Origin of the sequence: Curtobacterium flaccumfaciens (assembly GCF_004361695.1) — a bacterium.
In the GTDB taxonomy this organism is placed as follows: Bacteria; Actinomycetota; Actinomycetes; order Actinomycetales; family Microbacteriaceae; genus Curtobacterium; species Curtobacterium flaccumfaciens_B.
Genome location: NZ_SNVW01000002.1, coordinates 125,093 through 137,646 on the forward strand (window position 1 = coordinate 125,093; position 12,554 = coordinate 137,646).

The 12,554-nt window shown below is 70.0% G+C and carries 11 protein-coding genes; 6 read left to right on the forward strand and 5 right to left on the reverse strand.

Annotated features, from left to right (window positions below):
• Positions 1-6: 6 nt before the first annotated feature.
• From EDF64_RS03280 to EDF64_RS03300, 5 genes are all read right to left on the reverse strand, one after another.
• A complete protein-coding gene (locus EDF64_RS03280; RefSeq protein WP_133518676.1) occupies positions 7-1,296 on the reverse strand; it encodes an ABC transporter permease in 1,290 nt (429 codons plus the stop codon).
• Positions 1,293-2,636: an ABC transporter permease gene (locus EDF64_RS03285; RefSeq protein WP_208108818.1), complete on the reverse strand. Its 1,344-nt coding sequence runs from the start codon at positions 2,634-2,636 to the stop codon at positions 1,293-1,295. Before EDF64_RS03285 ends, EDF64_RS03280 begins: the two co-directional genes overlap by 4 nt.
• 49 nt (positions 2,637-2,685) lie before the next feature.
• Complete coding sequence (locus EDF64_RS03290; RefSeq protein ID WP_133518677.1) at positions 2,686-4,206, reverse strand: ABC transporter ATP-binding protein; 1,521 nt, start codon at positions 4,204-4,206, stop codon at positions 2,686-2,688.
• A gap of 74 nt (positions 4,207-4,280) precedes the next feature.
• Positions 4,281-5,354, reverse strand: coding sequence for a BMP family lipoprotein (locus tag EDF64_RS03295; RefSeq protein ID WP_133518678.1), 1,074 nt, complete (start codon positions 5,352-5,354; stop codon positions 4,281-4,283).
• Between the two features lie 219 nt (positions 5,355-5,573).
• The gene (locus tag EDF64_RS03300; RefSeq protein WP_133518679.1) at positions 5,574-6,689 is read right to left on the reverse strand and encodes a mannose-1-phosphate guanylyltransferase; all 1,116 of its coding nucleotides are present in this window, start codon (positions 6,687-6,689) and stop codon (positions 5,574-5,576) included.
• Positions 6,690-6,899: 210 nt separating this feature from the next.
• On the opposite strand from EDF64_RS03300, the gene EDF64_RS03305 reads away from it, so the two are divergent.
• The 6 genes from EDF64_RS03305 (at position 6,900) to EDF64_RS03330 (ending at position 12,515) form a co-directional block, all read left to right on the forward strand.
• Complete coding sequence (locus EDF64_RS03305; protein ID WP_243736229.1) at positions 6,900-8,138, forward strand: glycosyltransferase family 4 protein; 1,239 nt, start codon at positions 6,900-6,902, stop codon at positions 8,136-8,138.
• A 77-nt stretch (positions 8,139-8,215) separates the two neighbouring features.
• The gene (gene sdhC, locus EDF64_RS03310) at positions 8,216-8,665 is read left to right on the forward strand and encodes a succinate dehydrogenase, cytochrome b556 subunit (protein ID WP_083402528.1); all 450 of its coding nucleotides are present in this window, start codon (positions 8,216-8,218) and stop codon (positions 8,663-8,665) included.
• A gap of 11 nt (positions 8,666-8,676) precedes the next feature.
• The gene (sdhD, locus tag EDF64_RS03315) at positions 8,677-9,123 is read left to right on the forward strand and encodes a succinate dehydrogenase, hydrophobic membrane anchor protein (protein WP_133518681.1); all 447 of its coding nucleotides are present in this window, start codon (positions 8,677-8,679) and stop codon (positions 9,121-9,123) included.
• Between the two features lie 103 nt (positions 9,124-9,226).
• Positions 9,227-11,020, forward strand: coding sequence for a succinate dehydrogenase flavoprotein subunit (gene sdhA / locus EDF64_RS03320; RefSeq protein ID WP_133518682.1), 1,794 nt, complete (start codon positions 9,227-9,229; stop codon positions 11,018-11,020).
• 1 nt (position 11,021) lies between these two features.
• Positions 11,022-11,795: a succinate dehydrogenase iron-sulfur subunit gene (locus EDF64_RS03325; RefSeq protein WP_133518683.1), complete on the forward strand. Its 774-nt coding sequence runs from the start codon at positions 11,022-11,024 to the stop codon at positions 11,793-11,795.
• Positions 11,796-11,864: 69 nt separating this feature from the next.
• A complete protein-coding gene (locus EDF64_RS03330; RefSeq protein WP_133518684.1) occupies positions 11,865-12,515 on the forward strand; it encodes a TNT domain-containing protein in 651 nt (216 codons plus the stop codon).
• Positions 12,516-12,554 lie beyond the last annotated feature (39 nt).

Below are 12,554 nucleotides of genomic sequence, written 5' to 3' on the forward strand. Positions count from 1 at the left end.
TCGGGACTAACTCTTGATGTAGGGCTTGCCGGACGCGGCCGGGCCGCGCGACTGACCGACCAGGCCGGCCACCGCGAAGATCGTCACCACGTAGGGCAGCATCAGCAGGAATTCGCTCGGCACGGGCGAGTTGATCGCCCCGAGCGTGTTCTGCAGGTTCGACGCGAAGCCGAACAGCAGCGCCGCGAGCGTCGCGCGGATCGGGTCCCAGCGCCCGAAGATGACCGCGGCGAGCGCGATGTAGCCCGCGCCGGCCGTCATGTCCTTCGTGAACGGACCGACCGCGTCGAGGGTGAAGTACGCGCCACCGAGACCGGCGATCGCACCCGCGAGCGAGACGTTCCAGAACCGCGTGCTGGTGACGTTGATGCCCACCGTGTCGGCGGCCTGCGGGTGCTCGCCGACCGCGCGGAGGCGGAGGCCCCAGCGGGTCTTGAACAGCGCGAAGGTGACGACCGCGACGGCGATGTACGCCAGGTAGACGACCACGGTCTGCTCGAAGAAGATCGGGCCGATCACCGGGATCTGGTGGAGCAGCGGGATCTCGATCTTCGGGAACCGGATGCCGACGTTGAGCGACTCCTCGTTCGGCGAGAGCACCTGCGAGTACAGGAAGCCGGTGAGGCCCGAGATGAACGCGTTGATGACGACACCCACGATGACCTGGTCGACGAGGTACTTGATGCTGAACGCCGCGAGGACGAACGACACCAGCACACCGGCGACGAGCGCACCGACGAGGCCGACCCACGGCGAACCGGAGATCGACGCGATGAGCGCCGAGGTGAACGCGCCGGCGAGGAACTGGCCCTCGATCGCGATGTTCACGACACCCACGCGCTCCGAGATGACGCCGCCGAGGGCACCGAACACGAGCGGGACGCTCAGGCCGAGCGCACCGACGAGGAGCCCAGGCAGCGGGATCGTCGCGCCGGCGGCCGCCCACGTCAGGAAGCCGATGACGAACACGATCGCGAAGACCGACGTCACCCAGAGCGGGACGCTGCGCGAGGCACGGACCTCGACGAAGGCGTACACCGTGGCGATCGCGAGCAGGAGCACCACGACGATGCCCGTGGCCACGGCGGGCAGCGGGACGTCCGGCAGGGCGAAGAAGTCGCCGGGGTTCGCCAGGCGGAACGTCGTCGTGCCGGCGCGCTGCAGCAGGATGAAGAAGACCACGGCGAGCACGGTGAAGACCGCGTAGCCGATCGGCAGCTTCCAGCTGCGGGTGGTCTCGACCGGGCGGTCTGACAGGGGCGACGCGGGGGCCGCGGTGGGGCTGAGGGTGCTCACGCGGCGACCGCCTTCTTGCTGTTCTTCGTGCTGACGCGTCGACGCGCGCCCGGCTGCGGGATCCGGAAGATCGCGCGGACGAGCGGCGGGGCCGCGATGAAGAGGACGATGAGGGCCTGGATGACGCCGACGATGTCGATCGGGATCCCGTTGGCGGCCTGCATGGCGTAGCCGCCGTTCTTCAGGACGCCGAACAGGATCGCGGCCCAGAACACGCCCCACGGCTTCGACCGGCCGAGCAGCGCGACGGTGATGGCGTCGAAGCCGATGCCGGCGTCGATGTTCGAGGTGAAGCCCGAGGTGACCGCGCCCTGCACCTGGTACGCACCCGCGATGCCGACCAGGGCACCGGAGATCACCAGGACCCAGATCGTCAGGGTGGGGACGCTCATGCCGGCGACGCGAGCGGCGCGGGGGTTCTCACCGATGGTGCGGAACCGGAACCCGAGGGAGGACTTGTTGACGAGCCACCACACGACGACGACCGCGATGAGCGCGACGACGAACCCGAGGTCGACGCCGTACCGCGGGCCGAACAGCGCCGGTAGCACCGCGCTGTCCTTCGTGGCGGGCGAGATCGGGTTCGTGCTGCCCGGGGCCTGCAGGAGACCCGGGGTGCGCAGCAGGTAGCTCACCAGGTACAGCGCGACGTAGTTGAGCATGATCGTGAGGACGACCTCGTTGGCACCGGTCCGGGCCTTGAGCACGCCGACGATCCCGGCCCACACCGCACCGCCGACGATGCCGGCGATGATCGTGAGCGGGATGTGGAGGGCCGCCGGGCCGTCGAACGAGAACCCGACCCATCCGGCCGCCGCGGCGCCCATCAGGATCTGTCCCTGGCCGCCGATGTTGAACAGGCCGGCGCGGAACGACAGGGCGATGCCGAGGCCCGCTGCGATGAGCGGCACGGCGTAGTCGATCGAGCGGGTGAGCGGGACGATCGCCTGCTGGAAGGACGAGGCACCGAAGTTGATCACGGAGCCCTGGAACAGCGAGGCGTACGAGCCGCCGACGGCGGTGCCGATCGCGCGGAACGTGTCGCCGGGACGGGCGAAGAAGTACCCGGCGGCGGAGCGGACGTTCTCGTCGGTGATCGCGATGAGGATGCCGCACGCGACGAGGGCGAGGACGACGGCGAGGACCGTGACGAGGGCCGAGCCGTTGAGGATGCCCTGCATCGCGGCCTGCCAGCGGTCGCCGCCGTTGCGACGCTCGGTGTCGGCGGCGGAGTCCGTCATGAGGTGGGGCGTCGACTCGACGTCCTGCAGGCGGTCGTCGGTGGGCGCCTCGGTCGGCGCGGGCGTGCCCGGCTGCGTGTTCTCTGGCGTGGTGCTCACGCTGCCAGCTCCGTTCCTGCTTCGGTCGGTGCTGTGAGTTCGCCGGCCATCATGCGACCTGCTCCGTTCCTTCGGGGAGTTCCCCGGCCATCATGAGGCCGAGGACGTCTCGCGGGGTGTCCGCGGGGACGATGCCGACGATCCCGCCGCGGTACATCACGGCGATCCGGTCGGCGAGCGCCGCGACCTCGTCGAGCTCCGTGGAGACGACGATGACGGGGACGCCGGTGTCGCGGGTGGCGACGATGCGCTTGTGCACGAACTCGATCGACCCGACGTCGATGCCGCGCGTGGGCTGTGCCGCGACGAACAGGCGGAGGTCACGGCTGAGTTCGCGGGCGAGGACGATCTTCTGCTGGTTGCCGCCGGACAGCCGACCGGCGGCCGTGGTCCGGCCGGGCGTGCGGATGTCGAACTCGGCGATCTTCTCGTCGGCGAACGCGTCGCGCTCGGCGGCGCGGATGGTGCCGGCGCGGACGAACTCGGCGTGGTCGGCCCGGTCGAGCATGAGGTTCTCGGCGATCGTGAACTCGCCGACCAGCCCGTCCTCCTTCCGGTCCTCCGGCACGAAGCCGACGCCGGCGTCGAGGATCTGCTTGACGCTGCGGCCGGTGAGCTCGCGCCCGTCGAGCGTGACCCGCCCGGCGTGCACCGGCTCGAGGCCGAGGATCGCCTCGGTGAGCTCGGTCTGCCCGTTGCCCTGCACGCCGGCGATCGCGAGGACCTCGCCGCGGCGGACGGTGAACGACACGTCGTCGACGAGCACGATGCCGTTCGGGTCGGTCACGGTCAGGTTCTCGACGACCAGGGCGTCCTCGCCACCGGTCGACGGCTCCTTGTCGACGACGAGCGAGACGGCGCGGCCGACCATGAGGGCGGCGAGCTCGTTGTTCGTCGCGGTCGGCGATGCCTCGCCGACGACCTTGCCGAGGCGGATAACCGTGATGCGGTCGGCGACCTCGCGGACCTCGCGGAGCTTGTGCGTGATGAAGACGATCGCGGTGCCGGCTTCGCGGAGCTGGCGCATGATGCCCATCAGCTCGTCGGTCTCCTGCGGGGTGAGGACGGCCGTCGGCTCGTCGAACACCAGCACGGAGGCGTCGCGGGACAGCGCCTTGATGATCTCGACGCGCTGCTGCACGCCGACGGGCAGGTCCTCGACCTTGGCGTCGGGGTCGACGTCGAACCCGAACCGCTCGGAGATCTCACGGACGCGCGTGCGGGCGCCGGCGAGGTCGAGACGGCCGCCGAACGTGGTCTGCTCCTGCCCGAGCATGACGTTCTCGGCAACGGTGAACACGGGCACGAGCATGAAGTGCTGGTGCACCATGCCGATGCCGGCGCGCATGGCGTCACCGGGGCCGTCGAAGTCCTGCACGACGTCGTCGAGGAGGATCTCGCCCTCGTCCGCCTGGTACAGGCCGTAGAGGACGTTCATCAGGGTCGACTTGCCGGCGCCGTTCTCGCCGAGGAGGCAGTGGACCTCACCGGGCTCGACGGTGAGCGAGATGTGGTCGTTGGCGACGAGGGGGCCGAACCGCTTCGTGATGCCGCGGAGTTCGAGCTTCATGTTCGGGAGTCTATTTCTGTGATCGGCGCACGGAAACGCGGGCGAGGGAAGTCCCCCCGCCCGCGCTTGCCGGACTACTTGACGGTCGCCTTGGTCTCGACCTTGATGGAGCCGTCGATGATGCCCGACTTGATCGTGTCGAGCTCCTTCTCGAGGCCCTTGTCGACCTTGTCGGCGTAGTCGTGGAACGGCGCGATGCCGACGCCGTCGTTCTTGAGCGTGCCGACGTACGGCTCGTTCGAGTACTTCTTGTCGGCGGCCTGCTCGACGACGTCCTTGACGGCGGGGCGCATGCCCTTCTCGACGGACGTGAACGCGATGTCCTTGTAGCGGGGGTCGGCCTCGTAGAGGTCGCTGTCCGCACCGATCAGGACGGAACCGTTGTTCGCGTCCTTGATCGCCTCGGCGGCCGACTGGTAGATCGGGCCACCGACGGGGAGGATGACGTCGGCGTCCTGGTCGATGAGGGTCTGCGCGACCGCCTTCGCCTGGGTGCCGGCCTCGAAGCCGCCCGTGAAGGAGCCCTTCTGGCTCGCGACGTCCCAGCCGACGACCTTGACGTCCTTCGACTTCTGCTCGTTGTAGTACTTCACGCCGTCCGCGAAGCCGTCCATGAAGATGGTGACGGTCGGGATCTGCATGCCGCCGAAGGTGCCGACGACGCCGGACTTCGAGTACGACGCGGCCGCGTAGCCGGCGAGGAACGCCGCCTGCGAGGTGTCGAACGTGATCGGCTTGACGTTGTCGGCCTTGATCGAGTTGTCGTCGATGATGGCGAAGTCGGTGTCGGGGTTCGCCGCGGCCTGCTTCTTCGTGGCGTCGGCGAGGTTGAAGCCGACGGTGACGATGAGGTTGCAGTTCTGGTTGACGAGCTGCTCGATGTTCGAGTCGTAGACGGTGGCGTCCTTGGACTCGGCGGACTTGTAGGTCGCGCCGAGGTCGCTCGCCGCGTCCTTCATGCCCTCGAACCCGAGCTGGTTGAACGACTTGTCGTCGAAGCCACCGGCGTCGGAGACCATGCAGGGGCGGAAGCTGGTCTTGTTGGCCGAGGCGTTGTCGGACGGGGCGGCCGAGCAGCCGGCGAGGACGGCGACGGTGCCGGCGAGCGCGAGGGAGCTCAGCAGGACCTGACGGGTACGAGATGTCACGGGTGGGTTCCTCCGGGGAGCGTGCCCGGACCACGTGCGTTCCGGGCGATCGTGGCGACAGTACACGACCGCCCGGCCGGTACAGGACGCTCCTGGAGGGGTCCGTGGATCAGTTACGGGATCGCGACCGCGCCGAAACGCGCTCGTAACGCGGAGACACGCGGAGCCACGCGTTCGGCCCCAGTTCGGGGGCGATCCCGCACAATTCGTGGTGGAGCGCTACAGCACGTCCCCGCGACCGCTGATCTTCAGTGCATCCACCACACTCTTCACCCGTTGGGCGTTCGCGCTGGTGGTGACGAGCAGGGCGTCGGGGGTGTCCACGACGACGATGTCCTCGACGCCGATGAGCGAGATGAGCCGCTGGCTGTGCGCGACGACGATGCCGCTCGACGAGTCGGCCAGGATGCGGGCGCCGTCGCCGAGCACGGCGAGGTTGTTCGCCCGGCCGCCGGACTGCAGCTTCGCCAGGGACGCGAAGTCGCCGACGTCGTCCCAGTCGAAGTCGCCGGGGATGACGGCCATCCGCCCGGCCGCCGCGGCGGGCTCGGCCACGGTGTAGTCGATCGCGATCTTCTCGAGCCCGGGCCAGACGGCGTCGACCACGGCGCCGCGCGCCGAGGTGTCCCAGGCGTCGGCCAGTTCCTCGAGCCCGGCGAGCAGCGCGGGCTTCGTCCGGCCGATCTCGGCGAGGAGCACGTCGGCGCGGGCGATGAACATGCCGGCGTTCCAGAGGTAGGTGCCCTGCTCGACGTAGGAGCGGGCGGTGTCGAGGTCGGGCTTCTCGACGAAGGAACGGACGGCGTGCGCGGTCGGGGCGCCCTCGATGCCGATGGTCTCGCCGTGCGCGTGGATGTACCCGAAGCCGATGGCCGGCTCGGTCGGCGTGATGCCGATCGTCGTGACGTAGCCGGCACGCGCGGCGGCGACCGCTTCGCGCACCGAGCGGCGGAAGCCCCGGGCGTCGCCGATGACGTGGTCGGCCGCGAACGACCCGATCACGACGTCCGGCTCGCGGCGCACGAGGATGGCCGCGGCGAGGCCGATGGCCGCCGTGGAGTCCTTCGGCTCGCTCTCGAGCACGATGTTGTGGTCCGCGACGCCGGGCAGCTGCGACTCGACGGCGATCCGGTGGGCCCGGCCGGTGACGACCATGATCCGCTGGTCGCCGGCGAGCGGCGCCAGGCGGTCCCACGTCTGCCGGAGCAGCGAGGTGCCGGATCCGGTCAGGTCGTGCAGGAACTTGGGCGCGTCCGCCCGCGACAACGGCCACAGCCGCGATCCGATGCCCCCGGCGGGGATGATCGCGTAGAAGTCTTCGAGCTCGTCTGCCACGTGGCCACCGTACCGGTGCCACCGGGCACGACCTGAGTGCTTCCCGCACGGTTTCCGCACGGGCGCGGTGCGGGAGTCCGCACGCGCCGACCGCCGCCGGTGCGCCGGGCCCGCACCGTGCCTCCCGTCCGCCTGTTCACCACCTGCGCGCTCGACGTTCACGTCGACGGCCCCGTGCCGTCACGACCGGCGCGCAGCATGAGCCGTGCCATGAACGCACGCAGCGTGGAGCGCGGCACGTCCCAACGGACCGTCGCCGTCGTGACCGAGAGCTTCCTGCCCACCCTCAACGGCGTGACCACCAGCGTCCTGGCGGTCCTCGACCACCTGGAACGCCGTGGCCACCGCGCGGTCGTCATCGCGCCGGACACCCCGGGGCTCGCCCGGTTCCGCTCGCGCACCGAGGTCGAGCAGTACCGCTCCTTCGACGTCCACCGCATCCCCGCGGTCGCCTACCGCCAGTTCCCGGTCGCGCTCCCCCACCCGGTGCTCGACACGATCCTCGCCGCCTCCGGCGCCGACGTGCTCCACGCCGCCAGTCCGTTCCTGCTGGGTGGGCGCGCGATCACGGCAGCCGGGAGGCTCGGCATCCCCTCCGTCGCCGTCTTCCAGACCGACGTGGCCGGGTTCGCCCGCCGCAACGGCCTGACCGCGACCGTCCCGTTGGTCCGCAGGATCCTCGGTCGGATCCACGCCGGAGCGTCGCTCACCCTCGCACCGTCGAGCGCGACGGCGTCGATGCTCGCGGAGGACGGGGTCCCGCGGGTCGCGCGCTGGGGCCGCGGCGTCGACACCGAGCTCTTCCACCCGGCACGGCGTGCGTCGGCGCACGTCCGCGCGCTCCGCCGCCGCATCGCCCCCGGTGGCGAGACGATCGTCGGCTACGTGGGCCGGCTGGCACCGGAGAAGGAGGTCGAGCGGCTCGCGGAGCTCGGCGGCATCCCGGGCATCCGGATCGTGGTCGCAGGAGGCGGTCCCTCCAGGCCCCTGCTCGAACGCCGGTTGCGCCACCTGGACGTGACCTTCACCGGTCCGCTGCGCGGTGACGCGCTGGCGGACGCCTACGCCGCGCTGGACCTGTTCGTCCACACCGGCCCCGCGGAGACCTTCGGGCAGACGCTGCAGGAGGCGCACGCGAGCGGCCTGCCGGTGATCGCGCCGGCCTCCGGCGGCCCGCTGGACCTCGTCGCACCGGGGCTCGACGGCGAGCTCTACGACCCGGACGTGCCGCAGGCGCTCCGCCGGGCCGTCCTGCACCTGCACCAGGACCGCGCACTCGCCGACCGGATGGGGTCCGCCGGGCGGCTCCGGGTGGAGGGCACCACGTGGGAGGCGGTCGGCGACCAGCTCCTCGCGCACCACGACACGGCGCGCGCGATCGGCGCGCCGCCCGCCACGACGCGGGGTGCCCGGGCGGACTGGCACGAGAAGGTCAGCGCGCGCGCATAGGATGGACGTGTTCCACACGAACACGAACGGCAAGGGCTCGCCGATCGGGCGAGCCCGTCCTATGGAAGGACGAGCTCATGGCTGAGCCCACCGGCGGCGGTACGGCAACCGCCGTCCCCGACGTCACGATTGAGGCACCTCGTGCCTCTCGGAAGCTCGAGGGCACGCTCTACCGCGGATCGACGGGCATGTGGTCGTGGGTCCTCCACCGCATCACCGGTGTCGCGATCTACTTCTTCCTGCTCGTGCACATCCTCGACACCGCGCTCGTGCGGCTCTCCCCCGAGGCGTACAACGCGGTCATCGGCACGTACAAGACGCCGATCATGAACCTCGGTGAGATCGCCCTCGTGATGGCCATCGTCTTCCACGCGTTCAACGGCCTCCGGATCATCCTCATCGACTTCTGGTCGAAGGGCCCGAAGTACCAGCGCGCCATGTTCTGGATCGTGATCGTCCTCTGGGCGATCGCCATCGCCGGCTTCCTGCCGCGCCAGCTCATGAACCTCGTCGCGGACTTCAACTAAGGGGCGCCCGGATGACCACGCAGACCATCGAGCCCCCGCGCTCCGCAGCCGCAGCCCGCCGCACCACCAACTGGGAGAAGTGGGGCTGGATCTACATGCGCGGATCGGGCGTCCTGCTCGTCGTGCTGATCTTCGGCCACCTCTTCGTCAACATGGTGGCGGGCGAGGGCGTGAAGCAGATCGACTTCGCGTTCGTCGCCGGCAAGTGGGCCTCCCCGTTCTGGCAGGTGTGGGACTCCCTCATGCTCGTCCTCGCCCTGATCCACGGGTCGAACGGCATGCGGACCATCGTCAACGACTACGTGTCGAAGCCCGGTGTCCGGAAGACGCTGCTCGTCGCGATCCTCATCGCGTGCGTCGTCCTGATCGTCCTGGGCCTCCTCGTGTGCTGGACGTTCGACCCGTGCCCGGCCGGCGCCGCCGCTGCCGACCTGCCGTCGTTCTGCCCCGCGCAGTAGCGCCGACGCCGCACAGCAGCGCGCGGGCCGCCGAGCCCGCACCGACCGACTCGCCCGCCGACGACACCCCTGCCGGCGCGGCCACCTCCCCGGAAAGGCCCCAGTGACCGAGACCACCGTTCACCACCACCAGTTCGACATCGTCATCATCGGCGCGGGCGGTGCCGGCATGCGTGCCGCCATCGAGGCCGGTCCGAAGGCGAAGACGGCCGTCATCTCGAAGCTGTACCCGACCCGGTCGCACACGGGTGCGGCGCAGGGCGGGATGGCCGCCGCGCTCGCGAACGTCGAAGAGGACTCGTGGGAGTGGCACACCTTCGACACGATCAAGGGCGGCGACTACCTGGTCGACCAGGACGCCGCCGAGATCCTGGCGAAGGAGGCGATCGACGCGGTCATCGACCTCGAGAACATGGGCCTGCCGTTCAACCGCACGCCCGAGGGCAAGATCGACCAGCGGCGCTTCGGCGGACACACGCGTGACCACGGCAAGGCCCCGGTCCGCCGCGCCTGCTACGCCGCGGACCGCACCGGCCACATGATCCTGCAGACCCTGTTCCAGAACTGCGTGAAGCTCGGCGTCGAGTTCTACAACGAGTTCTACGCGCTCGACCTCATCATGGTCGACGTCGTCGGCGAGGACGGCGTCGCCCGCAAGCAGCCGGCCGGCGTCGTCGCGTTCGAGCTCGCGACGGGTGAACTGCACGTCTTCCACGCGAAGGCGATGATCTTCGCCACCGGCGGCTTCGGCAAGATGTACAAGACGACCTCGAACGCGCACACCCTCACCGGTGACGGCGTCGGCATCGTCTGGCGCACCGGCCTGCCGCTCGAGGACATGGAGTTCTTCCAGTTCCACCCGACCGGGCTCGCCGGGCTCGGCATCCTGCTCACCGAGGGTGCGCGCGGCGAGGGCGCGATCCTCCGCAACGCCTCTGGTGAGCGCTTCATGGAGCGCTACGCCCCCACCATCAAGGACCTCGCACCGCGGGACATCGTCGCCCGGTGCATGGTGCAGGAAGTCGCCGAAGGGCGCGGCGCCGGGCCGAACAAGGACTACGTGCTGCTGGACTGCACGCACCTCGGCGCCGAGGTGCTCGAGACGAAGCTGCCGGACATCACCGAGTTCGCCCGCACCTACCTCGGCGTCGACCCGGTCGTCGAGCCGGTGCCCGTGATGCCGACCGCGCACTACGCGATGGGCGGCATCCCGACGAACACCGACGCGCAGGTGCTGTACGACAACACCACCGTCGTCCCCGGCCTCTACGCCGCCGGCGAGTGCGCCTGTGTGTCCGTGCACGGCTCGAACCGCCTCGGCACGAACTCGCTGCTCGACATCAACGTGTTCGGCAAGCGCTCCGGCAACAACGCCGCCGAGTGGGTCAAGACCGCCGAGTTCCTGCCCCTGCCGGAGGACCCGGCCGCCGGCGTCCGCAGCATGCTCGAGCAGCTCCGCGCCTCGACCGGCACCGAGCGCGTCTCCGCCCTGCGCAAGGAGCTGCAGGACGAGATGGACAAGAACGCGCAGGTGTTCCGCACCGACGAGTCCCTGGCCCGCGTCACCGAGACGATCCACACGCTCCGGAACCGCTTCATGCAGGTCTCGGTGCAGGACAAGGGCAAGCGCTTCAACACCGACCTGCTCGAGGCCGTCGAGCTCGGGTTCCTGCTCGACCTCGCCGAGGTCGTCGTCTACTCGGCCCGGAACCGCAAGGAGTCCCGCGGCGGGCACATGCGCGACGACTTCCCGAAGCGCGACGACGAGAACTACATGCAGCACACCATGGCGTACCTGACGGGCGATCCGCACTCGTCACTCGCCGACGACCACATCACCCTCGACTGGAAGCCAGTCGTCGTGACGCGGTACGAGCCGATGGAGAGGAAGTACTGAGATGACCGACACCCTGGTCTCCGACGCACCCCGCACCGACACCGTGCAGGACGCTCCTCCCGGATCGTTCCCGGTGACGGTGATCGTCCGGCGCTTCGACCCGGACGTCGACGACGAGCCGCGCTGGCAGGACTTCGACGTCATGATGCTGCCGACCGACCGCATCCTCGACGCCCTGCACAAGATCAAGTGGGAGCAGGACGGGTCCCTGACCTTCCGTCGCTCCTGCGCGCACGGCGTGTGCGGCTCGGACGCGATGCGCATCAACGGGCGCAACCGTCTGGCGTGCAAGACCCTGATCAAGGACCTCGACGTCTCCAAGCCGATCTACGTCGAGGCGATCAAGGGCCTGCCGCTCGAGAAGGACCTCATCGTCGACATGGAGCCCTTCTTCAAGTCCTTCCGCGAGGTCCAGCCGTTCCTGCAGGCCAGCTCCGTGCCGGAGAAGGGCAAGGAGCGCATCCAGTCGGTCGCCGACCGTGCCCGCTTCGACGACACCACGAAGTGCATCCTCTGCGCTGCGTGCACCTCGTCGTGCCCGGTGTTCTGGACCGACGGCCAGTACTTCGGCCCCGCGGCGATCGTCAACGCGCACCGCTTCATCTTCGACTCGCGCGACGACGCGGCGAACGTGCGCCTCGACATCCTCAACGACAAGGAGGGCGTGTGGCGCTGCCGCACGACCTTCAACTGCACCGACGCCTGCCCGCGAGGCATCCAGGTCACGAAGGCCATCTCGGAGGTCAAGCAGGCCCTGATGCGGGGTCGCGCGTGACGTCCGGTCGGAGCCGTTCCTCGGCGTCGTCCAAGGCTCGCCCGAGACACCACCGATAGGCTCCGGTCCATGACGTTCGCGGACACCCGCCCCATCCTCGACCAGCTCGGCTACACGATCCGCTACGTGCAGCTCCCCGGTGAGACCCTGCACGAGCCGCCGGTGGAAGGCGCGCTCCGCATCGTCCCCGCGGACACCGACGGCTCGGGTGACTTCGCGCTCGAGGTGGTCGACTACGGCACCGCCCGACGCCTCGCGACGGCACGTGGTGAGGCGGACGCGGTCGAGATGCTGCGACGCTTCCTGAACCGTCCGTTCCCGGCGCCGCGGGACATCCCGCGGCACGAGCTCGACGGGCTCCGCGACCGTGCGGCCTCGACGTACCCGCAGCTCGCGCAGCAGGTCGGCCAGGCGGGCGAGCAGGGGCTCACCATCCAGATCCCGGCGGGGGTCCCCGTGGACCGCATCGGTGGTCCGGACGGCTACCTCCTCCACCCGCTCGACACCCCGGCACCGAGCCGGTCGCTGCCGCCGCACGTCGCCGCGGCGCCGGAGACCCACCGGTACCTCGTCGAGCGACCGTTCCTGGTGACGGTCCGGTTCGTGCAGCCCTGGTTCGACCAGCCCGGAGGCGCACTCCGATTCCAGACGGCGGATCCGTCCGTCACGGTGCGGGACCTCGTCGTCGACGGCTCGCTCTCCCGCCTCCGGGTGGTCTGACTCCCCCGACGAGAACGGCCCTGCCACGCTGACGCGAGG

Bases quoted from the DNA above. Each gene is read 5' to 3' on its own strand.
- EDF64_RS03290 (WP_133518677.1), bottom strand. From the start codon at position 4,206: ATGAAGCTCGAACTCCGCGGCATCACGAAGCGGTTCGGCCCCCTCGTC.
- EDF64_RS03305 (WP_243736229.1), top strand. From the start codon at position 6,900: ATGAACGCACGCAGCGTGGAGCGCGGCACGTCCCAACGGACCGTCGCC.
- sdhC (WP_083402528.1), top strand. From the start codon at position 8,216: ATGGCTGAGCCCACCGGCGGCGGTACGGCAACCGCCGTCCCCGACGTC.
- sdhD (WP_133518681.1), top strand. From the start codon at position 8,677: ATGACCACGCAGACCATCGAGCCCCCGCGCTCCGCAGCCGCAGCCCGC.
- EDF64_RS03325 (WP_133518683.1), top strand. From the start codon at position 11,022: ATGACCGACACCCTGGTCTCCGACGCACCCCGCACCGACACCGTGCAG.
- EDF64_RS03330 (WP_133518684.1), top strand. From the start codon at position 11,865: ATGACGTTCGCGGACACCCGCCCCATCCTCGACCAGCTCGGCTACACG.